This window comes from Mycolicibacterium obuense (assembly GCF_055397605.1).
In genome coordinates this window covers 4,803,170-4,830,144 of record NZ_AP043663.1, presented here as the reverse complement: position 1 = coordinate 4,830,144, position 26,975 = coordinate 4,803,170, and the positions used below count along the sequence as shown (strand labels likewise).

Genomic DNA, 26,975 nt, shown 5'->3' with positions numbered 1-26,975 from the left:
TTCCGCGGCGTGTCTGCTCGAGTTCATGTCTTGTCGCGGGAAGAACTGAGCGCTCGCCAGATTCGGGCCGGCGTCATCGGGAGGCGGTACACCCGCGCACCGGTGGCCCGCGCGATGGCGTTCGCCAGCGCGGGCGCCACCGGGTTGTAGGGTGATTCGCTCATCGACTTGGCGCCGAAAGGCCCCAACGTGTCGTAGGTGTCGGCGAAGTAGACCTCGGTCACCGGCACGTCGGCCAGCTGGGGCAGATGGTAGTTGCGCAAGGTGTTGGTCCACACCGCACCGTCGGGGCCGACGTGCATCTCCTCGTACAATGCCGAGCCGATGCCCTGTGCCACACCGCCTTCCACCTGACCGCGGCATTGCTGCGGGTTCATCACCACCCCGGCGTCGGCGGCCTGCACGCTCTGCAGGATGCGGACCTCGCCGCTCTCCACGTCGACGGCGACCCGGACGGCGTGCACGTTGAACGCTACCGAGCGGGGGGTACCGCCGTGCCTGCCGCGGCCGATCAGCGGTACGGGTAGATCGGCGAAGTCGATCAGCTGGCCAGCGCAGTGCACCCCGTTGCGGGTCAGCTGGCACGCGCCGCGAGGAGCACCGGTCAGCTCCGAGGCGGCCGCCTCGAGCTGGGACCGCAGCTTCTGCGCGGCCTCCAGGGTGGCCTGGCCCGCCACCACCGTCCCGGCGGAACCGAATGCGCCTGTGTCGTAACCGGTTGCTGCGGTGTCGGACTGGGTGATCCGGATGTTGTCGACGACGGTGTTGAGGGCAGTCGCCGCGATCTGGGCGTGCACCGTGGTGGTCCCGTTCCCGAACTCCGCCGTCCCGACACGCAGGGTGTACAGGCCGTCGGCGTCGATGCTGACGGCGGCCTCGGCGAGATGGCCGCGCGGCGGGATGGTGGCGATCATCGCGACCGCCATACCCTCACCGGTGCGCCACTGTGGCCCGGGCGGTGCGGGGACGTCGTTGCCCCGGCGCAGCGCGGCCTGCGCGAGATCGAGGCACTGGTCCAACCCGTAGCTGCCGAACGTCAGATCATCGTCGAGCACATGGGCGTCGACGAAGTCGTCACCCGGTACGACCACGTTGCGGCGACGGAAATCGAACGGATCGATCCCGAGTTGCTCGGCGAGCTGGTCGAGAGCGGATTCGATCGCGAAGATCAGCTGCCCGAGTCCGTAGCCGCGAAAGGCCCCGGACGGCAGGTTGTTGGTGTACACGGCACGAGCGTCGACGCGCTTGTTGGCGCAGCGGTACACCGACATCGATTCCCCGCAGCCGTGGAACATCACCCCGGGGCTGTGGTTGCCGTAGGCGCCCGCGTCGACCAGCACGTCGACGGCGAGTGCGGTCAACACTCCCGATGCGTCGGCGGCCGCGGTGACGTCCACTCGGAACGGATGCCGGCATGGCGCGGTGGTGAACTCGTCGCTGCGGCTGAACTCGTAGCGCACCGGCTCGCCCAACCGCAGCACCGCCAGTGCGACCAGGTCCTCGACGAGCATCTCCTGTTTGCCGCCGAAACCGCCGCCGATGCGTTTGGTGAACACCTGCACCTCGTCAGTCGACAGGCCGAACAGGTGGCACAACTCGTCGCGCACCAGGAACGGGACCTGCGTGCTGGTGCGGATCACCAACCGTCCCGTATCGTCGCGCCACCCCGTACAGCCGTGAGTTTCCAGGTGCGCGTGTTGAACTCGCGCGGTGTGCCAGCGTCCACGCACCACTGCGCCCTCCTGCGCCGCGGCCAGACCCTGCTCGATGTCCCCCACCCCGCCGTGGAGTTCGGCGACCAGATTGCCGGCCGGGTCGGCGATCCTGGCGTCGGCACCCTTGTCCGCGTGCAACAGGGGGGCATCGTCCGCCGTGGCCTGCTCGGGATCGAACACGGCGGGCAGCTCGTCGTACGTGACGACGATTGCACGGCAGGCCTTTTCGGCAACGGCGAGAGATTCAGCGACCACCGCCGCCACGCGCTGCCCGACGAAGCGGACGACGTCGTCGAGAATCACCGTGTCGTCGGGATCGTCCTCGCGGTTCTGGTGGCGTGCGGTGGAGAACCGGACCTCGGGACTGTCGGCGTGGGTCAGCACCAGCCGGACGCCGGGAAGGGCGACTGCGGCCGAGGTGTCGATGGACACGATGCGGGCATGGGCCACCGGACTGGTCAGCACCGCCAGGTGCAGCAGCCCCGGCGGCGCGAAATCCATGGTGTATTGCTCGGTCCCGGTCACCACCCGCACGGCGGCCGGTGCGCCGATCGACCGTCCCGCGTCCTGACCGTCGGACTTCTCGACGTTCACGGTGCCCGACAGGGCATCGGTGATGGCCCGGTATCCGGTGCATCGGCACAGGTTGTTCTTCAACTGCTGGGGAAGATGCTCTGATTCGACGGTCGGCAGCGATGCGGCGGTGGTCACCATGCCGGCCGTGCAGAAACCGCACTGGAATCCAGCAGCCTCGACGAAGCGACGCTGCACCGGATGCAGATCATCAGCGTCGCCGAGACCCGCCGCGGTGGTCACGTCCCGACCGGCCGCTCGGAACGCCGGATACACGCACGAGTGCACGGCTGCGCCGTCGACCAGCACCGAGCAGGCGCCGCAATCGCCGGCGTCGCATCCCTTCTTGACCTCGAAGTGACCCAGTTCCCGCAGATAGGTGCGAAGGCACTGGCCGGGGCGCGGATCATCCTCGCGCGCAGTGCCGTTGACGGTCATCCTCATGTCAGCTCGGCGACGATCTGCCCGGCCAACCGGAGCGTCATCGCGGCCCGCCAGTCGGGATCACCGTGGGCGTCGCGCGTCCAGGCCTGGTCCGGAATGACGGCCAGAGCCTCCCGCAGCGCGTCGGGGGAGGGCGGGACCGGGAACCGCACGACGTATGGGCGGACCGTGGCCGCGGTCACCGAGATCGTGAGCGCGCCGCCGTCGGCCGCGGTGTCGCGACGACCGATGACCACCACACCTGAGCGGCCCAGCGGCGACTTCGCCAGCTTCCGGTAGGCGATCCGACCCCGCAACGCCGCCGTTGGAAGGTGCACCGAGCGCAGTATCTCGCCGGCCGCGAGCACATTGGTGGTGACACCGGTGACGAAGTCGGCGACCGGCACGGTGCGCGCCTCGCCGTCAGGCCGCCAGATGAGCGCCGTACCGTCCAGTGCTGTGGCCATCGAGATCATCGAGCCCGCCGGAAGTGCGAGACAGATGTTGCCCCCCACGGTGGCGGTGCGCCAGATCTTGAACCCGGCCACCAGCGCGGTGCAGCACTGCGCGAACAGCGGCGCCGCGGTCCAGTCTCGGGGCAGGGCGGTCGACAGCTCGCTGACGTCGGCCAGGGTGCACGTGGCGGCGATCTCGATACCGTTGTCCGACACGATGATCGGCGGCCAGTTGAGCGTGGTGATGTCGACGAGACGGGTGACGTGCGGCTGGGGTTCGGAGAACAGCCAGGTGCCGCCGGCGAGGATCGCGTCCGTGGGCCCCAGCGGCCACACCTCGTCGCGGGACTGCGGGGTGCGCACCGCCTCGACGGTGTTGAGGTCCATCACTGCACCGTAGATCGCGGGCGGTCGCGGTGCAGGGCAAGCCGCCGAACTGCAAGGTTGCGGCAACGCTGGGACAATCGGCGGGTGCGTGCCTACCGCGGTCACCTGCTGCACATCGGTGGTGCGCCCCAGCTCGCACAGGCGGGTGACCATCTCGTGTCGGTGCCCGACGGGGTGCTGGTGGTGGACGACGACGGTGTCATCGCGTTCAGCGGCGCTCACGAGCGGCTGCCGGCGGACATGGCCGACGCCGAGGTGATCGACTGCCGGCCCGGCTACCTGTTGCCCGGGTTCATCGACACCCACCTGCACTTCCCCCAGACCTACTGCACCGACTCCTACGGGGGTGGGCAGCTGCTGGACTGGTTGCAGCGGTGCATCTTTCCCGCCGAGGCGATGCTCGCGGATCCGGAGCTGGCCCAGCGCACGGCACGCGACTTCTGCCGGCGCAGGGTCGAGGTCGGCACCACCACCGCGCTCGTGTTCGGGTCCGCCTTTCCCGACGCGCAGGACGCGTTGTTCACCGAATCGCTGCACACCGGCCTGCGCACCATCTCCGGTCGCGGCATCCAGACGGTGGGTCCGGAAGCGGCCGAGCCACTGCTCACCGACGAGGCGACCGCGATCGAACTGTCGGCCAGAGAGATCGACCGGTGGCACGCGGCCGACCCGCTACTGCAGGTGGCGCTGGTGCCCCGCTTCGCGCTGTCGGTGACCGCGCGGACGCTGGCAGCGCTGGGGGAGCTCTACGACTCGGTACGCGCCGACGGGGTGTATTTCCACAGTCACCTGTCCGAGAACGTCCGCGAAATCGAAGCGGTCCGAGACTCGTTGGGCGTCTCGTGTTACCTCGATGCGTACGACGGGCGGATCGGCGGCGCGGATGCGCCGACGCTTCTCGGCCGGCGCAGCGTGCTCGCGCATGCCGTGCACTGCACCGACCGCGAGCTGGCTCGGCTGGCCGACACCGGGACGTCGATCTCCCATTGTCCGACCTCGCAGCAGTTCCTCGGCTCGGGCACCATGCCGTGGCGGCGGACGACAGCCAGCGGCGTGACGGTGGCGCTGGGCAGCGATGTGGGCGCCGGCGACGAGTGGTTGATGGCACGCGTGGCCAACGACTGCTTCAAGGTGCACATCAGCGAGCCAGGCGCCGCGGGGCTCTCGATCCCACCTGCCCAGCTGCTGTTCACCGCCACCTTGGCGGGCGCGAGAGCGCTGGACATCGAGGACCGGGTCGGCAATCTGGACGCCGGCAAGCAGGCTGACTTCCTGGTGGTCGACCCGCAGCGTCAGCGGCTGCTGCCCGAACTGCTCGAGCGGGTGGCGCCCGAGGATGCAGACCGGCTGCTGTTCACGCTTCTGCTGGGCATTCGGGAGACTGCGATCGCCCAGGTCTACGTGCAGGGCCGCGAACTCACGGGGGAGTGAGCGGTCCACCCAGGATGTTTCCGACGATCCCCCGAATGATGTTGCTGCCGTCCTCTTTTCGCAGCTCCCCGTACCAGTCTGCGGTGACGTCGGGGTCTTTGGCGTGTGTCACGTCGCAGCGGCGGCGGGCGCGCAGCACCAGATCGCCGGCCCGCTCGGAGCGCGCGTTCTGGTAGGACAGCAGCGCGGCGTGCACGTCGCCGGGATGGTCCCGCAGCGCCCACTGCAGCGCCACCGCGTCCTCCATCGCCGAGCAGCCTCCCTGTCCGATGTCGGGGGTGGTGTTGTGGGCGGCATCGCCGAGCACCGCGACGCGCCCCTTGACCCAGGTGTCGAACGGGTCGAGGTCGAGGATCTCCACGCGATTGGTGGTGGCGGGATCGAGGATCTCGATCAGCCGGTGCACCCCGGGCGCCCAGCCGTCGAAGTGGTGCCGCAGCGTCTCCTTGACGTCGCCGCCGACGATCCCGGCCGGGTCCCCGACGATGTCGAAGAAGAAGTAGAACCTGCCGCCGGCCACCGGCATGACTGAAACGCGTTGCCCGTCAGCGACATAGGTGGTCCATTCGGTGGCCGGGCCGATCCCGTCGTCGACCGGTACGAGTCCGTTGACGTTCACGTACCCCGCGTATCGACGGGTGACCGGACTTCCCAGTACGTACTCGCGCGTGATGGAGTTCGCGCCGTCGGCGCCGATGATCAGGTCCGCGGACACGGTGGTCCCGTCGGCGAAGGTCGCGACAGCGGCGTCGGGCCCGTCCTCGACCGTCACCATCTTCATGCCGAAGTGGATCTTGTCCATGCCGTAGTGGTGCATCAGCATCGACTGCAGCTCGGCACGCGCGATCGGGTAGGGGCGTTGGCCCACCTGGTCGATCAGCGGCTGCATCGAGAACCGGCACATCGTCGCCCCGGTATGTCCGTCGACGTAGCTCATCGTCTCGACGATGCCGCCCAGCGCGGCCGTCTCCTCGGCCAGCCCGAGGTAGTTCAGGCATTTGACGCCGTTGGACCACACCGAGATCGCCGCGCCGACGGGCTTGTTCTCGGTGACCCGTTCGTACACGTGGGTCTCGACACCGATCTGCGCCAACGCGATCGCTGCGCTCATACCTCCCATGCCGGCACCGATGATCACGGCTTTCACGACAGTCAGCTCCCTCGGTAGGTGGAGTAGGCGTAGGGCGACAGCAGCAGCGGAACGTGGTGGTGTGCCGAGGCGTCGGTGACCTCGAAGGTGATCAGGACCTCGGGGTAGAACCCGGTGATGCCCTGGGTCGCGAAATAGGCTGCGGTGTCGAAACGTATCCGATAGGTGCCCACCTCGAGCTCGGCGGCCAATTCAGCGATGCGGCCGTCGGCGTCCGTCACGCCGGCGGACACTTCGATTTCGGATCTGCGCAGCGTCACCGCGACCCCGGCGGCGGGGCGACCGGTGGTGGCGTCGAGGACATGGGTGGACAGGCTCATGGGATCAGCATCCCCGATCGGAGCTCATTCGTGCGGCTCGCTGAGCAGACGTTCCAGCCGCAGCCGATTGATCTTCGCGAGTTCACTGCGCATGACCCGGCGTTCGGTGTCGGGGTCGTTGTGCAGACGCTCGGTCAGGATGTCGAGTAGTTCCTCCGCCGATCGCCCGCTGGCGCACACCAGATACACGTAACCGAAGCGGTCCTCGTAGTCGCGGTTCTTGGCCGCCAGCGCCGCTTTGATGTCGGCGTCGGCGCCGGCGACACGGGCCTGCTCGCGCGCCGACGACGGGTTGTCCGCGGTGGCGCCGATCCGTGGGTGACCGTCGAGGGCGGCGTCGAGTTCAGCGTCGGGCAGCTCGGCCAGCACCCGGTCGGCCCGGTCGTAGAGCGCGTCGGCGTCACGGAACGGCGCGGCGGCCAGCACCCGTCGCGCCCAGATCGGCGATGAGCACACCTCGTACAGCAGATGCATCTGCTGGCGCTCGGAGGCGGCGTTGAACCGCGTCAGCCCGACCGCTCTCACGAGAGTTCGTTGAGCCTGCTGAAGCGGGCAGCAGCAACAGGATTGGCGTCGGCGACCAGATCTGTGAACCGGTGGTTGACGATCTTGGCGACTTCGATCAGGGCGAACGCCTTCTCCGCTGCGGGGGAGTTGTCCATCCGGGACCACCCGTTGCGCAGCACCCGGTCGAAGCGCTCGGTCTCCTTCGCGCAGATGATCAGCGGGAAGCCGAAGTGGCTTCGATAGGCGGTGGCCAGCTCCACGACGTCATTGTGGTCGGCGTCATCGAGGTTGGACAGGGCCACGTGGTCCACGGCGAGCACCTGACCGGTCTCGTCTTCGGCCCCCAGATCGGGGAACGCCTCGAGCAGTTCGGCCTGCTGCTCGGACGTGCCGGTGAGCACAGCGTCCTGGAACGCCTCGCGCAACGCGGCGGTGTCGGCGAACGGCCGTTGCTCGTAGGCGCGCTCGACAGCCCATGGCACGTCCTGCAGCACGTGGCCGAACACCTCGGTGAACCGTTCCTTCGTCATCGCGTTGACCTCGCCGAGGGTGATGGAGCCGTTGCCCGCCACCCGCGGGCCACCCGAACCGGTGTGGAAGAACACGATGTTCAGCAGGATCGCGCTCACCGCGCCGATGCTGATACCGCTGCCGAAGATCAGGTCCAGGCCGGTGGGCATGGCCTTGGCGATGTCCGGGTACGCCGTCACCCACAGCGCCAGCGCGAGGCTCGTGGTCACGATGATGAGGTTGCGGTGATCGGTGAAGTCGACCTTGCCCAGCGTCTGTATTCCGACCACGGCGACGGTGGCGAACAGCGTCAACGCTGCGCCGCCCAGCACGGGGTTCGGGATCGATGCGACGACAGCCGCGACTTTGGGCAGGAAGCCGAGCAGGATCATGAACACCCCGGCCGCCGCGACCACCCAGCGGCTCTTGACCCCGGTCAGTCGCACGAGGCCGACGTTCTCGGAGAACGCGGTGTAGGGGAACGAGTTGAAGACGCCGCCGATGGTGGTCGCCAGCCCGTCGGCCCGCAGCACGTTGCCGATGTCCGACGCCTTCACCCGCTTGCCGACGATCTCGCCGGTGGCGATGGTCGACCCCGTCGATTCGACGGCGGTGATCATCAGCACGATGATCATCGTCAGACAGGCCACGAAGTCGAACTTGGGCAGCCCGAACAGGAACGGCGGGGTGAAGCCGATGGCCGAAGCCTCGCCGACTCGCGCGAAGTCCATGTCGCCCAATGCGAATGCGACCGCGCAGCCGATCACCAGACCGAGCAGCACGGCGATCGTCGCCAGGAAGCCGCGGAAGATGCGTTGGATCGCGACGATGATCGCGATGGTGCCGACGGCGTAGAGGAACCACCGGATGTTCGTGGGATCGGTGTCGTGAGTGTGCGGATTGGTGACGGCGTCCATGGCGCCGACGGGGACCAGGCACAGCCCGATGATCGTGATCAGGGTGCCGGTGACGACGGGCGGGAAGAACCTCAGCAGTTTGATGAACACCGGGGCGATCAGGAACGTGAAGATGCCGGCGACGATCACCGCGCCGTACACGTAGAGCATGCTCGTCGCGCCCCCGCCGTGAGCGAGGCCGATGGCGATGATCGGCGAGACCCCCGCGAACGTGACGCCCTGCAGCAGCGGCAGCCGCACACCGACGTTGCGAAACCCGACCGCCTGGATGATCGAGGCGATGCCGCAGGTGAACAGGTCGGCGGTGATCAGCTTGACGAGTTCGGCCTGGGACAGTCCGACCGCGCCGGCGATGATGATCGGCACGAGGACGGCGCCGGCGTAGAACGCGACGACGTGTTGGAACCCGTAGGTGGCGAGCTTCGGGACGGGCAGCACCTCGTCGACGGGATGGGTGCGCTTGCTCGTGCCGCGGGCGGTCGGTGTCGACATCGGATCAGAATCCGACAGGTTCGCTCACTTCCGGTGACGCACACGTTTCCGCGATGTTGCAGCTCCCGTTTTCTCCCGCGTGGGGCCCCACGCGCGGAGAACTGTCAGTGGTCGTGCAGGATCACGCCGCGGATGTTGCGCCCCGCGCGCATGTCCTCGTAGCCCTCGTTGACCTCGGCCAGCTTGTATTCGTGGGTGACGGTCTCGTCCAGCAGCAGCTTGCCCTCGCGGTACAGCGAGAGCAGCCGCGGGATGTCGGCGCGCGGATTCGCCTCGCCGTAGAGACTGCCCAGCAATCTCTTCTGGAACAGCGTGAACATCATCATCGACAGTGTCGGCTGGTTGTCGGCCATCGGCGCCAGCGCCGTCATCACCACCGCGCCGCCCTTGCGGATGATGTTCGAGGCATCCTCGAGCATCGATCCCTCGAGCACTCCGACGGTCAGGATCGCCGAGTCGGCCATCACGCCGCGGGTCAGTTCGGCGACGAGCGCGGTCGCCTCCGGCATCGACGTGACGAAGTGCGTGGCGCCGAATCGAAACGCCAACTCGCGCTTGCTCTCCACCGGCTCGATCACGACGATCTTCTCGGCCCCGGCCAGCCGCGCACCTTGGATGGCACCGCTGCCGATGCCGCCGAGGCCGATGATCACGACGGTGTCGCCCGGCGACACGGCGGCGGTGTTCACCGCAGAGCCCCATCCGGTCGTCACACCACAGCCGAGCAGGCACGCCCGCGCCAAGGGGATGTCGTCATCGATCTTGACGATGGAGGCCTCCGGCACGGAGCCGTACTGAGAGAACGTCCCGACGAACGCCATCGCCCCGACGTTCTGGCCGCGGGCACGGCGCCGATAGGTGCCGTCCACCTGGGTGCCGGCCATGATCAGCGCCCCGAGGTCGCACAGGTTCTGATGACCGGTCGAGCAGAACCGGCACCTGCCACACGCCGGCAGGAACGATGCGACGACGTGGTCGCCGGGGGCCAGACCGACGACGCCCGGTCCGACCTCGCGCACGACGCCGGCGCCCTCGTGGCCGCCGATCAGAGGCAGCGGGGCCGGCAGGTCACCGGTGCGGATGTGCTCGTCGGAGTGGCACAGGCCGGTGGCCTCCCAGGACACCAGCACCTCGCCGTCACCGGGCGGGTCGAGGTCGATCTCTTCGACGGTCCAGTCCGAGCCGTACTCCCACAGAATCGCGGCATTGGTCTTCATCGGCCGAGTCTAAGAAGCGGTCCGGTCCGCCCGCGGCGGATTCGCCTCGACTGGTGTCACACGGTGGTGAGCGCCAGGCCCGCCAACGCGATCAGCCAGCTCGCGAAGCTGCCGACCAAGAAGTACTCGGTCACCTCATCGATGCCGGGGCCCTTCGGATCGGTGGTCTCCGCGGACTCTCTGCGGGCCGCGGTGAGCTCGGGAAAGCGGATGATTCCCTTGGCCGCGATCACCGCCGAGGCTGCGCCGAACTCCCCGCCGAGCGCCAGCCCGACGATCAGCAGCCGCTCCATCGGGCCGAGCAGCCGGCCACCCTTGAGGCGGTCGGACGGTTGAGGCACGCCGACCGGGCGGACCGCCCCGACCGCGCCCAGGATCAGCCGCACCAACTGGTTCGCGGTGACCAGCTGCAGCAGGACGACCCCGACGACCATCAGCGCCCGCTGCGGCTCGACCTCACCCAGGCCGATCCAGGGCAGCCACCAACCGATCGGGCCGGCCACCGGAGAGGCCCAGCCGCCGAGCGCGACGATCAGTGTGGCGCCCAGGCCGAACGCCGTGAGTGCGCGACCCTGCCGCGTGCCCGTGCGTTCCGCGGCGTCGCCGAGGATGACCCAGACGACTGAGACCGCGGCGGCGATGACGAGCAGAACGATGTCTCCGGGATGCCAGAGCCCCGCCACCGCGGCGCCGATCATCACGGTGAGCGGACCCGCGAGCAGCGCCGGCCATCGCCGGGTGCCGAGCTTGCGGCAGATGTCGGCGACGCCGATGGCGATCAGGAACACCGCCAGCGCACCCATCACAGCTCCCGCAGTTCGGTGGCGACGGCGAGGAGCAGGTCGAGCCCGGACCGGCCGGCGCGTTGAGACACGGCCGAGGCGCTGATGCCCTCCTCCATCGCCAGCTCCTTCTTGGTTCGTCCCGCGCGCATCCCGGCGAGTATGCGCAGAGAGCGCTCATCGAGTGAGCCAAGCAGATGGTCCCGACACATCAGGGCGGCATTGACGGCGCGGGGGTCGGCGCCTGCGCCGGTGTCGTTGCGGAACGCGGTGCGTACGTGCGTCATTCCCGGTTGCTGCTGGGTGGCCGCCGTCCACTCGATGGCGGCCCGCGCTGCCCACCAGCCCGGTCCGTCCTGGATTCCGGACTCCTCGTCGAGTGCGGTGACGGCGCCCCAACCGAGTCCGAACCGGACGTCCACGTGCGGTGCCAGCGTGAGACGCAGCGTGAGCGTCGCGTCGATCGCCAGCCCGACAGTCGGGTACGCGCCCTGAAACTCATCGCCCACGGTGAACGCGGGCGCGTCGACGGCGTTCTCGGCCACGGAGGCCAGCGCCGCAGTGACCCTGCGGTGTAGGGCGCGTCGATCAGCGAACGTGCGAGAACCCACGACGTCGCCGATCAGCGTCGCGCGTGGCGCTGAAGGTCTGCGCTTCACCTGGGCCATATGAAGACTATAACTTCATTTTGCCAATGTGAAGATCACAGCTTCATGCAGGCGGCGCCGCGAACTGTCGGCGAAGCGGCATTGGATCGGAGCACGCAGCCCGGGATTTGTCGGTTGTCGCACGTATGTTCGAATCATGTCGGAGGTGCAGCGGGTGGTCGCGGGGTTACGCGCTGCGGTCGATGCTGTGCTGGCCTGCGGCCTGGATCGGTCCACTGCTGGCGAGGTGGTGGAGCTGCTCGACGAGCTGGAAGCCGCGGGCTGCCGGCTGCCCGCGGCGCAGCATCGGGCGTTGGCGCGTTTGCAGGTGGAGACGTCTGCGGTGCAGATGGGGGCCAAGAACTGGAAAGACGTGCTGGCGATCCGCTACCGGATCAGCGGCTCGGAAGCCAATCGGCGGTTGAGTGAGGCGGCGCTGCTCGCCCCGCGTCAGTCGATGACCGGAGAGCCGCTGCCCCCGGTGCTGCCGGCGACCGCCGCCGCGCAAGCGCAGGGGCGCATCACGCCCGAACATGTGGAGGTGATCCGCAAGGTCGTGGACAAGCTGCCCGGGTTCGTCGACGCTGCGACCGCTGAGCAGTTCGAGGCTGAGGTGGTGCGTATCGCCCGTGGTGCCGGTCCGAAGGCCACCCGCGATGCCGCGGAGTTGGAGTTGTTCCTGCTCGATCAGGACGGGCCCGAACCCGACGATGCCGAACGCACCCGGAAACGTGCGCTGACGAAATCTCGGCAGGGTCGGGATGCGATGACGCAGTGGCGGGCGGAGTTGACGCCGGAGGCGGCGGCGGTGTGGGAGGCGATCTTCGCCAAATACGCTGCCCCGGGCATGTGCAACCCCGACGATCCCGAACCCTGCACCTCCGGGACGCCGACGCAGGCGCAGATCGACAACGATCACCGCAGCCTCGCCCAGCGTCAGCATGATGCGTTGGTGGCGGTCGGACGGATCGCCCTGATGAGCGGCGAGTTGGGTCAGCTGAATGGGTTACCGGTGACGGTGATCGTGCGCACCACCCTGCAGGACTTGGAGTCGCGGGCGGGGATCGGGACGACGGGTGGTGGTACCCGGCTGCCGATCAAGGATGTGGTCCGGATGGGTGCGCACGCGAGCCACTATCTGGCGGTGTTCGACCGCGCCACCGGGTCAGCGCTGGACCTGTTCCGGGCTCGCCGCACCGCCTCGGCCGCGCAGCGGGTCATGCTGATCGCCCGCGACGGGGGCTGCACCAAACCCGGCTGCCCCGTCGGGGCGTATGGCTGCCAGGTCCACCACGTCACCCAAGATTGGGCCGAGGGTGGGGTGACCAACATCGACGACCTCGGCCTGGCCTGCCCACCCGACAACCGCGCCGTCGCACCCGGCGGCTGGACCACATCAACGAACGCCCGCCACGACGTCGAATGGACGCCGCCACCGAACCTGGACACTGGCCAAGCGAAAGTCAACACCCACCACACCCCCGAACGGCTCCTGCGCCCGGAGGATGACGGCGAGGAGGTCAGGAATAGCGCTGACGCGCAGGCAAATCGGGTCGGCGACGCCGAAGCCTGCCCGCAACCCTCGACCGGCGACGCGTCAGAACCCGGCGGACCCGCACCACCCGACAACGAAGCCGCCTGAGAGTCGCGAGGAGATGAACGCCGCGTCGGAAACGCCACCCGAGCTCATCACCCGACCGGCTACATCACTGCGTGATGTAGCCGGTGGCCTTCTGCAGGTGTTCGATCGCCTCGGCGACGATCGCGGGAACCAGGTCCGCGCAGGACGGTAGGTCGTCGATGATCCCGGTGACCTGACCCGAGGCCAGCACGCCGGCATCGGTATTGCCCTCGACCAGGCCGGCTTTCAGCAGCATCGGGGTGTTGGCGGCCATCACCACCTGGGCCCAGGTGAGGTCCTTGCCGTGCCGCATCGCCATGCCGTCGCGGAGCATCGACCGCCACGTCATCCCGCTCATCTTCTTGAACTTCTGCGCATTGCCTACCGCGGCGGCGAGGCCGCGCACCGGCGACCCGCCCTCCAGTTTCTCGACCAGGCCCGTGCGCAGCACCCGGTGGGGCATGCCGTCGACGCGCGTGGAGACGACTGTTCCATCGAGAGCGGCCTGCAGGTAACGCTGCTTGACCGCATCCGGCACGGTCGAGTCGGTGGTGAGCAGGAACCGCGTGCCCATGGCCACCCCTGCAGCACCGTAGGACAGTGCGGCGGCAAGGCCCCGGCCGTCGAAGAAGCCGCCCGCCGCGATCACCGGCATCCCGGTGTCGGCGACGGCGTCGAGCACCGAGGGCAGCAGCAGCGTGGTCGCGATCGGACCGGTGTGTCCACCGCCCTCGCCGCCCTGCACGATCACCGCGTCGGCACCCCAGGCCGCGACCTTCTTGGCGTGCTTGGCCAATCCGACCGACGGGATCACCACGACACCAGCGTCTTTGAGCTTGGCGATCAGATCGGGCTTCGGAGCCAGGGCGAAGGAGGCGACTTTGACTCCTTCGCTGATCAGGAGGTCGACGCGGTCATTCGCGTCGCCGGCGTCGGCGCGGATGTTGATGCCGAACGGTTTGTCGGTCGAGCCCTTGACCTTGGCCACTGCCGTCTTGAGCTCGTCGAGCGTCATGGTCGCCGAGGCCAGGATGCCGAGCCCTCCGGCGTTCGACGTCGCCGACACCAGGCGGGCACCGGCGACCCAGCCCATGCCGGTCTGGACGACGGGATGCTCGATGCCGACGAGCTCGGTCAGCGGCGTGCGCAGCGTGCTCACTTGACTTCCTTGTCGCGCAGCGACTTCGGGTCGATCACCTCGCGCAGGATTCGTAGCTCGTCGTCGGTGGGGAGCCGCGTCGTGTCGACCTCCTCGAGACCGTGCACCTCGAAGGACGTGTTCTCGGCGACCTGGTCGGCTTCGATTCCCGGATGCAGCGAGAGGGCGCGCATCTGGTGATCGGGGCCGTTGAAGTCGAAGACGCCGAGATTCGTCACGACCCGGAAGACGTTGACGAATCGGTAGGCGGGGTTGTCGCGATCGACTTTGTCCCAGCCGATTCCCGAGACGATGTCGACGGACTCACCGAACACCCGGGTGGAGTGGTTGCCCACCCAGTAGCTGGTCGCGTGGTTGATCGTGTTGCCCGGCGCGCCGCGCACGCCGAACATCTGGCGCTTCGGGTGCTGGATCGGACCGAACGCCGACAGGTTCTGGTTGCCGTAGCGGTCGATCTGGTTGGCGCCCATCACCACGTGACGACGCCCCCACGCCAGCGTCTCGAACACGCGGCCGAAGGGCATCCATCCCTCGATGGTTGCCGCCGCTCCGATGGCGGGGGTGTCGGCGATCAGCCGGGCTTCACCATCGCTGAGCACGATGTCGGGTGAGAACGTCAGTCGGGCGAGTCGCGCCCCGATCGAGACGATCGTGGTCATGGGACTCACCATGATCTCGCCTGCGTCGCGGAACAATTCGGCGCACGCGACGGCGCACACCTCTGCGCGGGTTGCCGAGATCACTGGGCCGCCTCCTGGAACGTGCGCACTGCTGCCTGGTAGTCGGATTCGCTGCCGGACAGATACGTGTCGACGAACGCCGACCATGTCTCCTCAGACCCGGCGGCCTCTGCGTAGTGCCGTTGGAACTTCTCGTCCCGCCTGTAGTCGGGTTCGGCCGTGGTGAAGTGTGCTCCGTTGGGCGCCTCGACGACGCTGTCGACCATCATCCGGTTGATCAGTAGCGCCTGCGGGGGAACCGACTTGACCAGTTCCTCCGTCGAGACCACCTTCTCCACCGACAGGAAGCGGCGCTGTGCCGACATCAGGAACAGATCGTCGAAGTAGGGGTCGATGCCGGTGTAGGCCGCATTGCCCTGCGCGTCACCGAGATTCATGTGCACGAACGCCGCGTCGAGGTTCAGGGCGGGCATCGCGATGAGCTCTTCGTAGCCCTCGTCCTCCGGAGGGCAGGAGCGCAGCGACCCGGGATTCGACACCGGGTAGGGCGATCGCACGGTCTTGAGTTCGTCGCCCCAGAAGGCGCGCACATCGCTGCCCAGCCCGGCGCGGATCGGCAGGAACGGCAGGCGCTGCGCGGCCGCCTGCAGCCCGCAGCGCAGCATGCCCTCGTCCATCTCACGCGCTTCGATCGTGCCGGAGGTGCGTGCCTTCGCGAACCACGGGTCGTAGAACGGCGGCGAGTCGAGTGATACGAAGCCGTAATAGGCCCGTTTGACCTTGCCGGCCGAACACAGCAGGCCGAGATCCGGTCCGCCGTAGGTGACCACGGTGAGATCGGTGACGTCGGTGCGCAGCAGGGCGCGCACGAAAGCCATCGGCTTGCGCCGTGACCCCCAGCCGCCGATGCCGATCGTCATGCCGCTCTCGATGCCGGCGACGGCCTCGTCGAGAGTGGTTCTCTTATCTTTCACTCTTTCCCCGCTCGCTTCGCTCGTGCCCGCCGCATCACTATTTCGACCCCTTGTCCGTGCCCGCGAACGCATCCCGGTGTTCGTCGGATACGCCGGCCAGGTTGAGCTCGAAGGTGAAGCCCTGCTCCATCCGGTAGCGGGCGGTGACCGGCTGCACGTCGATGAAGTTCAGCGCTTCCTTGGCTGCGCGGATCACCCGGGTGTCCTTGCTCGCGATGTCGCGGGCCACCCGCAGGGCGGCGTCGTCGAGGTCGGCGCGAGGCACGACCTCGTGCACAGAACCGAAGTGGTGCAGCGTGTTCGCGTCGACGGTCGCGGCGGTGAAGAACAGCCGACGCATCATGTGCTGGGGCACAAGACGTGACAGATGGGTCGCTGCGCCGAGTGCGCCGCGTTCGACCTCGGGTAGCCCGAACTTCGCGTCGTCGGAGGCGACGATGACATCAGAGTTGCCGACCAGCCCGATGCCGCCGCCGACGCAGAAGCCGTTGACCGCAGCCACGACAGGGACCGCGCATTCGTAGACGGCCCGGAATGCCTCGTAGCACCCACGGTTGGCGTCGATCAGCGCGGTGAAGCCCTCGGTGTTCTGCATCTCCTTGATGTCGACGCCGGCGTTGAAGCCGCGCCCCTCGGCCCGCAGGATCACCACGTGCGTGCTCTGATCACGCCCGGCTGCGGTGATCGCATCGGCGAGTTCGAACCAGCCTCGCGACGGAATCGCGTTGACGGGTGGGTAGTCGACAGTGACCGAGACGATTCCCGGCTCCACCGTCGCGGTGGTGATCGGCATGCGCAACTCCTGGGTGGCTACCTAAGCAAGCACTTGCTTGGTACGCTAGCACAGTGACCGACGCCCCCGACAGCGCCATCAACCTCGCTCTCACCGGCCGCGTCGTGCTGGTGACCGGTGGCGTCCGCGGCGTCGGAGCAGGCATCAGCACGGTCTTCGCCGATCAAGGGGCTGTCGTCGTCACCTGCGCCCGCCGTCCGGTGGAGGGGTCACCGTTCGAGTTCCGGCCCTGCGACATCCGTGACGACGATGCCGTCGCCGCGCTGATCGCCGGCATCGTCGCCGATCACGGACAGCTCGATGTCGTGGTGAACAATGCCGGGGGGTCGCCGTACGTGCCGGCCGCTGAAGCGTCAGCAAAGTTCAGCCGCAAGATCGTGGAGCTCAACCTCCTTGGCGCACTATCGGTGGCGACCCACGCCAATGCGGTCATGCAGCAACAGGATTCGGGCGGTTCGATCGTGAACATCTCCAGCGTCAGTGGTCGGCGGCCCACCCCCGGCACCGTCGCATACGGTGCTGCCAAAGCCGGGATCGAGAACATCACGTCCACACTCGCGGTCGAGTGGGCGCCCAAAGTCCGGGTGAACTCGGTGGTGGTCGGCATGGTGGAGACCGAGCAGGCCGACCTGTTCTACGGTGATGCCGACTCGATCGCCGCGATCTCGCGCAATGTACCTCTGGGCAGGCTTGCCCGACCCGAAGACATCGGTTGGGCGACGGCATTCCTCGCCTCGCCCGCAGCCTCCTACATCAGTGGAGCCTCGCTGGAGGTGCACGGTGGCGGGGAGCCGCCGCACTACCTGTCCACCACCACCGCCGACATCAAAAAGTAGAGGAGACAACAAGAATGGGATTGCTCGACGGCCGTGTGGTCATCGTGACGGGTGCCGGCGGCGGCATCGGCCGAGCGCACGCACTGGCGTTCGCCGCCGAGGGGGCCCGAGTCGTGGTCAACGACATCGGTGTCGGCTTGGACGGTTCGCCGGCCGGGGGTGGCAGCGCCGCGCAGACCGTCGTGGACGAGATCACCGCTGCCGGAGGCGAAGCCGTCACCAGCGGGGCGAATGTCGCCGACTGGGCGCAGGCCGAGGGACTGATCCAGACCGCCGTCGACGCCTTCGGAGGGCTCGACGTGCTGGTGAACAACGCCGGAATAGTCCGTGATCGGATGTTCGCCAACACCAGCGAAGAAGAGTTCGACGCGGTCACCGCGGTGCACCTCAAGGGCCACTTCGCCACCATGAAACATGCTGCGGCGTACTGGCGCGCGAAGTCGAAGGCCGGCGAGTCAGTGGACGCCCGCATCATCAACACCAGTTCTGGCGCGGGCCTGCAGGGTAGCGTCGGGCAGGCGAATTACAGCGCAGCCAAGGCCGGCATCGCGGCGCTCACGCTCGTCGCCGCCGCCGAGATGGGACGCTACGGCGTCACTGTCAACGCGATCGCGCCGTCAGCGCGCACCCGGATGACCGAGACGGTGTTCGCCGACATGATGTCCACGCAGGGGCAGGATTTCGACGCGATGGCACCGGAGAACATCTCGCCGCTCGTGGTGTGGTTGGGCAGTGTGGAATCCCGGGACATCACCGGGAAGATGTTCGAGGTCGAAGGCGGCAAGATCCGCGTCGCCGAAGGATGGGCGCACGGTCCGGAGATCGACAAGGGTGCCACGTGGGATCCGGCGGAGCTGGGTCCCGTGATCGCCGACCTGCTCGGCAAGGCCCGCCCTCCGGTGCCGGTCTACGGGGCCTGAGGGGAGGCCCGGCTCAGGCCGGGTCGCAGAGCAGGATCGGGATCTCGCGGTCGGTGTAGGACCGGTAGTTGACGAAGTCGGGGTACATCGCGTCGAGCTTCGGCCAGTACTCAGCGCGCTCCTGCGTATTCGCCTCGCGTGCAACGAGGTTCAGCTTCTCGCTCTTGATCTGGAAGGTGACCTGAGGGTTCGCCTTGATGTTGAGGTACCACATCGGGTTCGTCGCGCGCCCACCCTGCGAGGCGACCAGTACGACCCGGTTCCCCTCGCGCAGGAACAGCAGCGGGCTCTCCCGCGGCTGGCCCGACTTGCGGCCGATCGTGGTCAGGATGCCGACCGGCGGAGGAGCGCTGAATCGGTTCGCCCCGCCGCGCCACTTGTAGCCGAGCCGGCCTCCGGTGGCCTTGTACGCCAGCGTGTTCAGCTTCGACATCCACTTGATCGCGATGCCGGCCTGCTTGGAGTTCAGACTCTTGAGTTGCTTGTCCGTCAGGGGACGGGAGGGCTGAGACACGGGGTGCACCTTATCGCGTCAGGAACGGCCGGATCGAAGCGTTGATGTGGTGAATCTGCGCGCGGCCCGACGGGTCGTCGGCAGGTATCAGGAACGTCTCGTCGATGCGCGCGCCGACACTGCGGCCGCCCAGTTTCGGTGTGGTCGAGAGCTCGAACTGCGCGCGCACGGTGTCGCCGGCGATGGTGAACTCAGGGGTGGAGACCTTCTCGATGACGCGGTACTGCAGACCGCGATTGAGGCTGCGCCGCAGATGATTTCCCGAGAAGCCGGTCTTGAGGCCGACCTCGACCCGGGTGCAACCGGGCGCGAACGGCACGTCGTCGGCTTTGTGGCTGGCCAGGGCGCTGATGTATGCCTGCGCCGCGGCGATCCGCTCGGAGTCCGGGACGGCCATCAGATGCGCTCGATGATGGTCCCGGTCGACAGCGCGCCGCCGGCGCACATCGTGATCAGCGCCGTCGTCTTGTCGGTGCGCTCCAACTCATGCAGCGCGGTGGTGATGAGCCGACTGCCGGTGCTGCCCACCGGGTGGCCCAGCGCAATCGCCCCACCACTGACGTTGACGGTGTCCATGTCGGGCTCGTGGACCCGGGCCCAGGACAGCACGACGGACGCGAACGCCTCGTTGATCTCCGTGATGTCGATGTCGCCCATCTTCATTCCGGCCTTCTCGAGCACCTTTGCAGTCGACTGCACCGGACCGTCGAGGTGGTAGTACGGTTCGGCGCCCACGAGCGCCTGGCTGACGATGCGTGCCCGGGGTCGCAGACCGTGGGCCTTGGCGACGTCTTCGTCCATCCAGAGCACTGCCGCCGCCCCGTCGGAGATCTGCGACGAGGTGCCCGCGGTGTGAAGACCGCCCTCCATCACAGGGTTCAGCGATGCCAATGCCTCCAGCGTGGTGTCCCGCAGACCCTGGTCGCGGGTGACCGGAGCCCTCTCGGAGGTGGGTTGCTTGTTCTCGTCGAGCACCGGCGCCTCGATCGGGCTGATCTCTCGGTCGAACCGTCCTTCGGCCCACGCCTGCTTGGCCTTGCGCTGCGAGTCGAACCCGAAGCGGTCGATGTCCTCGCGGGTGATGCCGCGGCGCTTGGCGATTCGTTCGGCGGCCTCGAACTGGTTGGGCATGTCGATGTCCCAGGACTGCGCGCGGATCTTCGATCGGTCGGGCCCGGCATTGGCGCCCAGACCGACCCGGCTCATCGCCTCGACTCCGCAGGCGATCCCCATGTCGATCGCCCCGGCAGCGATCAGCCCGGCGATCAGATGGTTGGCCTGCTGGCCGCTGCCGCACTGGCAGTCCACCGTGGTGGCCCCGACGTGGTCGGGCAGCCCGGCGGTCAACCAGGCCACGCGGGTGATGTTGTTGGACTGTTCGCCGTACTGGGTGACGCAGCCGCCGATCACCTGTTCGACGTCGCCTGCGTCGATGCCCGCCTTGTCGACCAGCGCCTTCTGCACGGCGCCCAGCAGCTCGGTGGCATGCAGACCGGACAGCCAACCGTTGCGTTTGCCGATGGGGCTTCGGGTGGCTTCGACGAGGACAGGGTTACCCATGGCGTCAGGCTAGAACACGTTTCATTACTCTGACAAGCGGCGATGCCACTGTGCCTTTTATCTGCGGTAGAGGCATGTTTTACTGGCACTAGAACACGTTGCAATTGAGGAGCGCTTTCCTATGCCAGGCCCGAATACCTGCCCGATCAGCCCCCACTTCGATTTCCTCGACGCGAGCCTGAATCTCGAGCGTCTGCCTGTCGAGGAGTTGGCGGAGCTGCGCAAGTCCGAGCCCGTGCACTGGGTCGACATCCCCGGCGGCGCCGGCGGGTTCGGTGACAAGGGCTACTGGCTCGTGACCAAGCACGCCGATGTCAAGGAGGTGTCGAAGCGCAACGACATCTTCGGCAGCTCCCCCGATGGTGCGATCCCGACGTGGCCCCAGGACATGACCCGCGATGCGATCGACCTCCAGAAGGCTGTCCTGCTCAACATGGATGCGCCGCAACACACCCGGTTGCGCAAGATCATCTCCCGCGGTTTCACCCCGCGGGCCATCGGGCGTCTCGAGGACGAACTGCGGGCCCGGGCGCACAAGATCGCCGAGAGCGCCCGGGCCGAGGGCGCCGGTGACTTCGTCGAGCAGGTGTCCTGCGAACTGCCGCTGCAGGCGATCGCCGAGTTGCTCGGCGTCCCGCAGGACGACCGCGACAAGATCTTCCGCTGGTCCAACGAGATGACGGCCGGCGAGGACCCGGAGTATGCCGACGTCGATCCCGCGATGTCGTCGTTCGAGCTGATCACGTACGCGATGAAGATGGCCGAGGAACGGGCCAAGAACCCGACCGAGGACATCGTGACCAAGCTGATCCAGGCCGATTTCGACGGGGAGAAGCTCTCTGACGACGAGTTCGGTTTCTTCGTGGTGATGCTGGCGGTCGCCGGTAACGAGACCACCCGTAACTCGATCACGCACGGCATGATTGCGTTCTCTCAGAACCCCGATCAGTGGGAGCTCTACAAGAAGGAGCGTCCGGAGAGCGCCGCCGACGAGATCGTGCGCTGGGCGACGCCGGTGTCGGCGTTCCAGCGCACCGCGCTGGAGGACACCGAGCTCGGCGGGGTCTCCATCAAGAAGGGTGAGCGCGTGGTGATGTCCTACCGCTCGGCCAACTTCGACGAGGACGTCTTCCCCGAGGCGCACAAGTTCGACATCATGCGCACCCCCAATCCGCATGTCGGTTTCGGCGGCACGGGTGCCCACTACTGCATCGGTGCCAACCTGGCGAAGATGACGATCAATCTGATCTTCAACGCCGTCGCCGACCACATGCCTGACCTCGCGCCGATCGGCGAACCCGAACGGTTGAAGTCGGGCTGGCTCAACGGCATCAAGCACTGGCAGGTGGATTACACCGGCCAGGGTTGTCCGGTCAAGCACTGACGCGTCGAAGACTCGAGGAGGAGTCGGGTGGATTTCACTCCAGATGAGGGTCAGCAGGCCGTCGCCGACGTGGTGACGTCCGTGCTCGACCGGGACAACACCTGGGAGGCACTGGTGTCCGGCGGCGTGCTCGCGCTGGCGGCTCCCGAGCGCCTGGGGGGTGACGGTCTCGGCATCGCCGAGATCGCCACCGCGCTGACCGAGATCGGCAGGCACGGCACCGTCAGTCCGGCGCCGGTGGTCTTGGCCTCGGCCGCAGTGCTTCTCAGCCTGGCGTCCGAGGAGCAACAGGACCGCTATCTCTCCGGGCTGGCCACGGGGTCGGTGCTCACCGTCGCGCTGAACGAACCCGGTTCGTCCCAGCCAGACCGGCCGGCCACCACTCTGGCGGGCGGTGTGCTCAACGGCACCAAGCTCGCCGTCGGATACGCCGCCGATGCCGAATGGCTTGTCGTCACTGCAGATTCGGGTGTGGCGGTGGTGCGCGGGGACGCCGACGGGATCTCGTTGACGAAGACACCGTCGGCCACCGGCGCCGACGAGTTCGTGGTGACCTTCCGCGACGTCGCGGTCGCAGACGACGACGTGCTGGCAGACGCGGCCCCACATCAGGTGAACGAAGTCGTCCTGGCCACCTCAGGCGCCTTCGCGGCGGGACTGGTGGCCGGAGCGTTGCGGTTGACTGCGGACTATGTCGCCACCCGCGAGCAGTTCGGCCGACCACTGTCGACGTTCCAGACCGTGGCCGCGCAGTTGTCGGAGGTGTACATCGCCTCCCGCACGATCTCGCTGGTCTCGACGTCCGCGGCGTGGCTGCTGTCCCAGGGCCTCGACGCCGATGACGACCTGGCGATCCTCGGATACTGGCTGACCTCGCAGGCACCGCCGGCCATGCGACTGTGCCACCATCTGCACGGCGGAATGGGTATGGACATCACCTACCCGATGGATCGCTATTTCTCCTCGATCAAGGACCTCACCCGGATACTGGGTGGCCCGACGCACCGTCTCGATCTGGTGGGAGCGTAAATGTACATCGAACTGACCCCTGAGCAGCGGGCTCTGCAAGCCGAACTGCGCCAGTACTTCTCGACGCTCATCACACCCGATGAAGCCGAAGCGATGCAATCGAATCGGCACAACGAGGCCTACCGCGCCGTCATCAAGCGGATGGGTGCGGACGGAAAGCTCGGCATGGGCTGGCCGAAGGAGTACGGCGGTCTGGGCCTCGGCCCGATCGAGCAGCAGATCTTCGTCAACGAGGCCAACCGCGCCGACGTCCCGCTGCCGCTGGTGACCTTGCAGACCGTCGGACCGACGCTGCAGGTGTACGGCACCGAGGAACAGAAGAAGAAGTTCCTGCCCGGAATCCTGTCCGGTGAGATCCATTTCGCGATCGGTTACTCAGAGCCGGATGCCGGAACAGACCTCGCGTCGCTGCGCACCACGGCTGTCCGTCATGGCGACGAATACATCGTGAACGGGCAGAAGATGTGGACCACCGGCGCACACGACGCCGACTACATCTGGCTCGCGTGCCGCACTGATCCGGAAGCCGCCAAGCACAAAGGCATTTCGATCCTCATCGTCGACACCAAGGATCCCGGCTTCTCCTGGACGCCGATCATCCTGTCCGACGGGGCGCATCACACCAATGCGTCGTACTACAACGACGTCCGGGTGCCCGCCGACATGCTCGTCGGTGAGGAGAACGGCGGCTGGAAGCTCATCACGACCCAGCTCAACCACGAGCGCGTCGGCCTCGGCCCGGCCGGGCGTATCGCCGGAATCTACGACCGGGTGCATGCCTGGGCGTCGAAGCCCGGTTCGGACGGCGTCACGCCGGTCGACCAGCCGGACGTCCGCCGGCTGCTCGGGCAGATAAAAGCCATCTGGCGCGTGAACGAGCTGCTGAACTGGCAGGTCGCCTCGTCCGGAGAGACCATCGCCGTCGCCGACGCCGCAGCCACGAAAGTGTTCTCCACCGAACGGGTTCAGGATGTGGGTCGGCTGGCCGAGGAGATCGTCGGTGCCTACGGCAACCCGGCCGATCCGGAGACCGGTGAGCTGCTCGACTGGCTGGACAAGATGACCAAGCGCAACCTTGTCATCACGTTCGGGGGCGGTGTCAACGAGGTGATGCGCGAGCAGATCGCGGCGTCGGGACTCAAGGTCCCGAGGGTCTCCCGATGAGCGCTTGCGCGAAGAGCGGAGGGCGGCGGTGACAGACCTGCGGGCCCGGATCGACGAGATCACGGCTGCCGGTAAGAGCGAAGCGCGCCGTGGCCCGGATCCGGTGAATCTCCCGATGATCCACCACTGGGTGGACGCGATCGGCGACAAGAACCCGGTCTACGTCAACGAGGAGGCGGCCGTCGTTGCCGGCCATCCCGGCATCGTCGCGCCGCCGGCCATGATCCAGGTGTGGACGATGGGCGGGCTCGGCGAGGGGCGCTCTGACGACGACCCGCTGTCGAGGATGATGGCGCTGTTCGACGATGCCGGCTTCGTCGGCGTGGTCGCCACCAACTGCGAACAGACCTATCACCGGTATCTGCGACCGGGCGAGGAAGTCGAGATCCACGCCGAGATCACCGATGTCGCCGGACCGAAGCAGACCGCACTGGGCGAGGGTTACTTCATCAACCAGCTCATCACCTGGACTGTCGGCGACGGTGAGACGGTGGCCGAGATGAAGTGGCGCATCATGAAGTTCGCGCCCCGGGCGGCGGACGGTCCGGCCGTGCCCGACGATCTGGACCCGGACAAGCTGATGCGCCCGGCATCGTCGCGGGACACCAAGTTCTTTTGGGACGGCGTCAACGCCCACGAGTTGCGCATCCAGCGGCGGCCCGAAGGGAGCCTGCAGCATCCACCGGTGCCTGCGGTGTGGGCCGACAAGGACGAGCCCGTCGACTACGTCGTGGCCAGTGGGGAGGGCACGGTGTACAGCTACGTCGTCCACCACGCCCCGAAAGTGCCGGGTCGGACGTTGCCGTTCGTCATCGCGCTCGTCGAATTGGAGGAGGGGGTGCGCATGCTCGGTGAACTCCGCGGTGTCGATGCCGCCGACGTGAAGATCGGAATGCCTGTTCGCGCAACGTATCTTGATTTTCCTGACAGCGACATCAGCCCCGCCTGGACCCTGTACGCATGGGAGCCGCGATCATGAGTGCACCGACCGTGCCGTCCTTTGAGGTGGGAACCGCCTTGCCGGAGCTGGCGCTCTATGCCGACCCGACCTTCATCGTGTCGACCGCCATCGCCACGCGCGACTACCAGGATGTCCACCATGACCGGGACAAGGCCCAGGCCAAGGGTTCCAAGGACATCTTCGTCAACATCCTCACCGACACCGGGCTGGTGCAGCGCTACCTCACCGACTGGGCCGGCCCGACCGCGATGATCCGGTCGATCTCGCTACGTCTCGGCGTGCCGTGGTACGCCTACGACACGGTCACGTTCCGCGGCGAGGTCACCGCCGTCGACGGTGATCTCGTCACGGCCAAGGTCACCGGGAGCAACAGCCTGGGGGATCATGTGATCGCTACGGCTACAATGACTTTCGGTGGCTCACGATGAGCGGCGGCCTGTCGGGGCGAGCGGCGATCGCGGGGATCGGCGCCACCGACTTCTCCAAGAACTCCGGGCGCAGTGAGCTGCGGCTGGCGGCCGAGGCGGTGCTCGACGCACTGGACGACGCCGGCCTGGCGGCGTCGGATGTCGACGGCCTCGTGACGTTCACGATGGACTCCAACCTGGAGACCGCCGTGGCGCGGGCCACCGGGATCGGCGACCTGAGTTTCTTCAGCCAGATCGGATACGGCGGAGGGGCTGCGGCTGCGACGGTGCAGCAGGCGGCGCTGGCCGTGGCCACCGGTGTGGCCGAGGTCGTGGTCGCTTACCGCGCCTTCAACGAGCGCTCGGAATTCCGCTTCGGCCAGGTGATGACGGGCCTGACCGTCAACGCCGATTCCCGCGGCGTCGAGTACAGCTGGTCCTATCCGCACGGTCTGAGCACTCCCGCCGCCTCCGTTGCGATGATCGCGCAGCGCTACATGCACGAATATGGCGCCACCAGCCGGGATTTCGGCGCCATCTCGGTGGCCGACCGTAAGCACGCCGCCAACAACCCCAAGGCGCACTTCTACGGCAAACCGATCACGATCGAAGATCATCAGAACTCCCGGTGGATCGCGGAACCGTTGCGCCTGCTGGACTGCTGCCAGGAGACCGACGGCGGCGTGGCGATCGTGGTCACCACACCGGAACGGGCGAAGGACCTCAAGCATCGGCCCGCCGTGATCGAGGCCGCCGCCCAGGGCGCCGGCGCCGATCAGTTCACGATGTACTCCTACTACCGCGACGAGCTGGGCCTTCCCGAGATGGGGCTGGTCGGTGAGCAGCTGTGGGGGCAGAGTGGTCTCACGCCTGGCGATATCCAGACCGCCATCCTGTACGACCACTTCACCCCGTACACACTGATCCAACTGGAGGAACTCGGTTTCTGCGGCAAGGGTGAGGCGAAGGACTTCATCGCCGACGGTGCGATCGAGATCGGCGGCAGATTGCCGATCAACACCCACGGCGGGCAGCTGGGGGAGGCGTACATCCACGGTATGAACGGGATCGCCGAGGGGGTACGTCAGCTTCGCGGCACGTCGGTCAACCAGGTTCCCGACGTCGAGCACGTGCTGGTGACCGCGGGTACCGGCGTGCCGACCTCGGGCTTGATCCTCGGCTGAGGCCAGCGCCTAGCAAATTCTGACGCCATCGATACGTGTAACGACGGGCTTTCTCGTGTCGCCGCGGCATCGGATGGTTGCGACATTTTGACAGAGATCTCTCCAGGCATGCACGCTGTTGCCCTTCGGGACGCTCGCAGCGGCAAGGCCGCCAACAGGCAAAACAACGAAAGTTTGCCGTGAGCCCAACCTCGCTGGTGTTTTCCCACGCAATCACAGGCCTGCTACTCGCCGATTAGCACTTGACTGCAAATCTAGCAAAC

General features: G+C 67.4%; 26 protein-coding genes. 10 read left to right on the top strand and 16 right to left on the bottom strand.

Annotated features, from left to right (window positions below):
• Nucleotides 1-23: 23 nt before the first annotated feature.
• Both ACZ50N_RS23215 and ACZ50N_RS23210 read right to left on the bottom strand, forming a co-directional pair.
• Nucleotides 24-2,732 carry a molybdopterin-dependent oxidoreductase gene (locus ACZ50N_RS23215; protein WP_464473865.1) on the bottom strand — a complete coding sequence of 903 codons (2,709 nt, stop codon included), beginning with the start codon at nucleotides 2,730-2,732 and terminating at the stop codon, nucleotides 24-26.
• Nucleotides 2,729-3,553 (bottom strand): FAD binding domain-containing protein, encoded by an 825-nt coding sequence (locus ACZ50N_RS23210; RefSeq protein WP_464473864.1) that lies wholly within the window; start codon nucleotides 3,551-3,553, stop codon nucleotides 2,729-2,731. The genes ACZ50N_RS23215 and ACZ50N_RS23210 overlap by 4 nt, the downstream gene beginning before the upstream one ends.
• A gap of 84 nt (nucleotides 3,554-3,637) precedes the next feature.
• Between ACZ50N_RS23210 and ACZ50N_RS23205 the strand changes: the two genes are divergently transcribed.
• Nucleotides 3,638-4,984, top strand: coding sequence for a guanine deaminase (locus tag ACZ50N_RS23205; RefSeq protein WP_133414508.1), 1,347 nt, complete (start codon nucleotides 3,638-3,640; stop codon nucleotides 4,982-4,984).
• Here the strand turns inward: ACZ50N_RS23205 and hpxO are convergent.
• The 7 genes from hpxO to ACZ50N_RS23170 form a co-directional block, all read right to left on the bottom strand.
• On the bottom strand, nucleotides 4,971-6,131 hold the full coding sequence (gene hpxO, locus ACZ50N_RS23200) for an FAD-dependent urate hydroxylase HpxO (RefSeq protein WP_464473863.1): 1,161 nt from the start codon (nucleotides 6,129-6,131) through the stop codon (nucleotides 4,971-4,973). The genes ACZ50N_RS23205 and hpxO overlap by 14 nt on opposite strands.
• A gap of 5 nt (nucleotides 6,132-6,136) precedes the next feature.
• Nucleotides 6,137-6,454: a hydroxyisourate hydrolase gene (gene uraH / locus ACZ50N_RS23195; protein WP_046362802.1), complete on the bottom strand. Its 318-nt coding sequence runs from the start codon at nucleotides 6,452-6,454 to the stop codon at nucleotides 6,137-6,139.
• A gap of 24 nt (nucleotides 6,455-6,478) precedes the next feature.
• Nucleotides 6,479-6,979: a 2-oxo-4-hydroxy-4-carboxy-5-ureidoimidazoline decarboxylase gene (gene uraD, locus ACZ50N_RS23190; protein ID WP_082133259.1), complete on the bottom strand. Its 501-nt coding sequence runs from the start codon at nucleotides 6,977-6,979 to the stop codon at nucleotides 6,479-6,481.
• Nucleotides 6,976-8,880, bottom strand: coding sequence for a PbuX/PucJ/PucK family nucleobase permease (locus ACZ50N_RS23185; RefSeq protein ID WP_464473862.1), 1,905 nt, complete (start codon nucleotides 8,878-8,880; stop codon nucleotides 6,976-6,978). Before ACZ50N_RS23185 ends, uraD begins: the two co-directional genes overlap by 4 nt.
• Before the next feature lie 104 nt (nucleotides 8,881-8,984).
• The gene (locus ACZ50N_RS23180; protein WP_048421848.1) at nucleotides 8,985-10,097 is read right to left on the bottom strand and encodes an NDMA-dependent alcohol dehydrogenase; all 1,113 of its coding nucleotides are present in this window, start codon (nucleotides 10,095-10,097) and stop codon (nucleotides 8,985-8,987) included.
• Between the two features lie 56 nt (nucleotides 10,098-10,153).
• Entirely contained in the window at nucleotides 10,154-10,900 is a 747-nt protein-coding gene (locus ACZ50N_RS23175) for a hypothetical protein (protein ID WP_464473861.1), read from the bottom strand.
• Complete coding sequence (locus ACZ50N_RS23170; RefSeq protein WP_048421846.1) at nucleotides 10,900-11,547, bottom strand: SatD family protein; 648 nt, start codon at nucleotides 11,545-11,547, stop codon at nucleotides 10,900-10,902. Before ACZ50N_RS23170 ends, ACZ50N_RS23175 begins: the two co-directional genes overlap by 1 nt.
• 136 nt (nucleotides 11,548-11,683) lie before the next feature.
• On the opposite strand from ACZ50N_RS23170, the gene ACZ50N_RS23165 reads away from it, so the two are divergent.
• A complete protein-coding gene (locus ACZ50N_RS23165; protein ID WP_464473860.1) occupies nucleotides 11,684-13,168 on the top strand; it encodes an HNH endonuclease signature motif containing protein in 1,485 nt (494 codons plus the stop codon).
• A 64-nt stretch (nucleotides 13,169-13,232) separates the two neighbouring features.
• On the opposite strand, the gene ipdC is transcribed toward ACZ50N_RS23165, so the two are convergent.
• Genes ipdC through echA20 form a run of 4 tightly spaced genes read right to left on the bottom strand, consistent with a single transcriptional unit; the run spans nucleotide 13,233 to nucleotide 16,753 of the window.
• On the bottom strand, nucleotides 13,233-14,306 hold the full coding sequence (gene ipdC, locus ACZ50N_RS23160) for a (3aS,4S,5R,7aS)-5-hydroxy-7a-methyl-1-oxo-octahydro-1H-indene-4-carboxyl-CoA dehydrogenase (RefSeq protein ID WP_048421845.1): 1,074 nt from the start codon (nucleotides 14,304-14,306) through the stop codon (nucleotides 13,233-13,235).
• Complete coding sequence (ipdB, locus tag ACZ50N_RS23155) at nucleotides 14,303-15,049, bottom strand: cholesterol ring-cleaving hydrolase subunit IpdB (protein WP_048421844.1); 747 nt, start codon at nucleotides 15,047-15,049, stop codon at nucleotides 14,303-14,305. The genes ipdC and ipdB overlap by 4 nt, the downstream gene beginning before the upstream one ends.
• Entirely contained in the window at nucleotides 15,046-15,960 is a 915-nt protein-coding gene (ipdA, locus tag ACZ50N_RS23150) for a cholesterol ring-cleaving hydrolase subunit IpdA (RefSeq protein ID WP_048421843.1), read from the bottom strand. Before ipdA ends, ipdB begins: the two co-directional genes overlap by 4 nt.
• Nucleotides 15,961-15,997: 37 nt before the next feature.
• A complete protein-coding gene (gene echA20, locus ACZ50N_RS23145) occupies nucleotides 15,998-16,753 on the bottom strand; it encodes a (7aS)-7a-methyl-1,5-dioxo-2,3,5,6,7,7a-hexahydro-1H-indene-carboxyl-CoA hydrolase (protein WP_046365918.1) in 756 nt (251 codons plus the stop codon).
• A gap of 53 nt (nucleotides 16,754-16,806) precedes the next feature.
• Here echA20 and ACZ50N_RS23140 point away from each other — a divergent pair, with 53 nt between their 5' ends.
• The gene (locus ACZ50N_RS23140; RefSeq protein ID WP_464473859.1) at nucleotides 16,807-17,589 is read left to right on the top strand and encodes an SDR family oxidoreductase; all 783 of its coding nucleotides are present in this window, start codon (nucleotides 16,807-16,809) and stop codon (nucleotides 17,587-17,589) included.
• Nucleotides 17,590-17,603: 14 nt separating this feature from the next.
• Nucleotides 17,604-18,509, top strand: coding sequence for an SDR family oxidoreductase (locus ACZ50N_RS23135; protein ID WP_464469919.1), 906 nt, complete (start codon nucleotides 17,604-17,606; stop codon nucleotides 18,507-18,509).
• Nucleotides 18,510-18,522: 13 nt separating this feature from the next.
• Here ACZ50N_RS23135 and ACZ50N_RS23130 read toward each other — a convergent pair whose 3' ends face one another.
• The 3 genes from ACZ50N_RS23130 to ACZ50N_RS23120 are packed head-to-tail and all read right to left on the bottom strand — an operon-like array spanning nucleotide 18,523 to nucleotide 20,583.
• Nucleotides 18,523-19,023 (bottom strand): nitroreductase family deazaflavin-dependent oxidoreductase, encoded by a 501-nt coding sequence (locus ACZ50N_RS23130; RefSeq protein ID WP_464473858.1) that lies wholly within the window; start codon nucleotides 19,021-19,023, stop codon nucleotides 18,523-18,525.
• A gap of 10 nt (nucleotides 19,024-19,033) precedes the next feature.
• Nucleotides 19,034-19,420, bottom strand: coding sequence for a DUF8021 domain-containing protein (locus ACZ50N_RS23125; protein ID WP_048421840.1), 387 nt, complete (start codon nucleotides 19,418-19,420; stop codon nucleotides 19,034-19,036).
• The gene (locus ACZ50N_RS23120; RefSeq protein WP_464473857.1) at nucleotides 19,420-20,583 is read right to left on the bottom strand and encodes a steroid 3-ketoacyl-CoA thiolase; all 1,164 of its coding nucleotides are present in this window, start codon (nucleotides 20,581-20,583) and stop codon (nucleotides 19,420-19,422) included. Before ACZ50N_RS23120 ends, ACZ50N_RS23125 begins: the two co-directional genes overlap by 1 nt.
• Nucleotides 20,584-20,704: 121 nt before the next feature.
• Here ACZ50N_RS23120 and ACZ50N_RS23115 point away from each other — a divergent pair, with 121 nt between their 5' ends.
• Genes ACZ50N_RS23115 through ACZ50N_RS23090 form a run of 6 tightly spaced genes read left to right on the top strand, consistent with a single transcriptional unit; the run spans nucleotide 20,705 to nucleotide 26,712 of the window.
• Nucleotides 20,705-21,967: a cytochrome P450 gene (locus ACZ50N_RS23115; protein ID WP_048421839.1), complete on the top strand. Its 1,263-nt coding sequence runs from the start codon at nucleotides 20,705-20,707 to the stop codon at nucleotides 21,965-21,967.
• Between the two features lie 27 nt (nucleotides 21,968-21,994).
• Nucleotides 21,995-22,996 carry an acyl-CoA dehydrogenase family protein gene (locus tag ACZ50N_RS23110; RefSeq protein WP_464473856.1) on the top strand — a complete coding sequence of 334 codons (1,002 nt, stop codon included), beginning with the start codon at nucleotides 21,995-21,997 and terminating at the stop codon, nucleotides 22,994-22,996.
• Nucleotides 22,997-24,160, top strand: coding sequence for an acyl-CoA dehydrogenase FadE29 (gene fadE29, locus ACZ50N_RS23105; protein WP_048421837.1), 1,164 nt, complete (start codon nucleotides 22,997-22,999; stop codon nucleotides 24,158-24,160). It abuts the gene before it with no gap.
• Nucleotides 24,161-24,188: 28 nt separating this feature from the next.
• On the top strand, nucleotides 24,189-25,139 hold the full coding sequence (locus ACZ50N_RS23100; RefSeq protein WP_464473855.1) for a bifunctional MaoC family dehydratase N-terminal/OB-fold nucleic acid binding domain-containing protein: 951 nt from the start codon (nucleotides 24,189-24,191) through the stop codon (nucleotides 25,137-25,139).
• A complete protein-coding gene (locus tag ACZ50N_RS23095) occupies nucleotides 25,136-25,549 on the top strand; it encodes a MaoC family dehydratase (RefSeq protein ID WP_048421925.1) in 414 nt (137 codons plus the stop codon). Before ACZ50N_RS23100 ends, ACZ50N_RS23095 begins: the two co-directional genes overlap by 4 nt.
• Nucleotides 25,546-26,712 carry a 17-hydroxy-3-oxo-4-pregnene-20-carboxyl-CoA lyase gene (locus ACZ50N_RS23090; protein WP_048421835.1) on the top strand — a complete coding sequence of 389 codons (1,167 nt, stop codon included), beginning with the start codon at nucleotides 25,546-25,548 and terminating at the stop codon, nucleotides 26,710-26,712. Before ACZ50N_RS23095 ends, ACZ50N_RS23090 begins: the two co-directional genes overlap by 4 nt.
• Nucleotides 26,713-26,975: the final 263 nt, after the last annotated feature.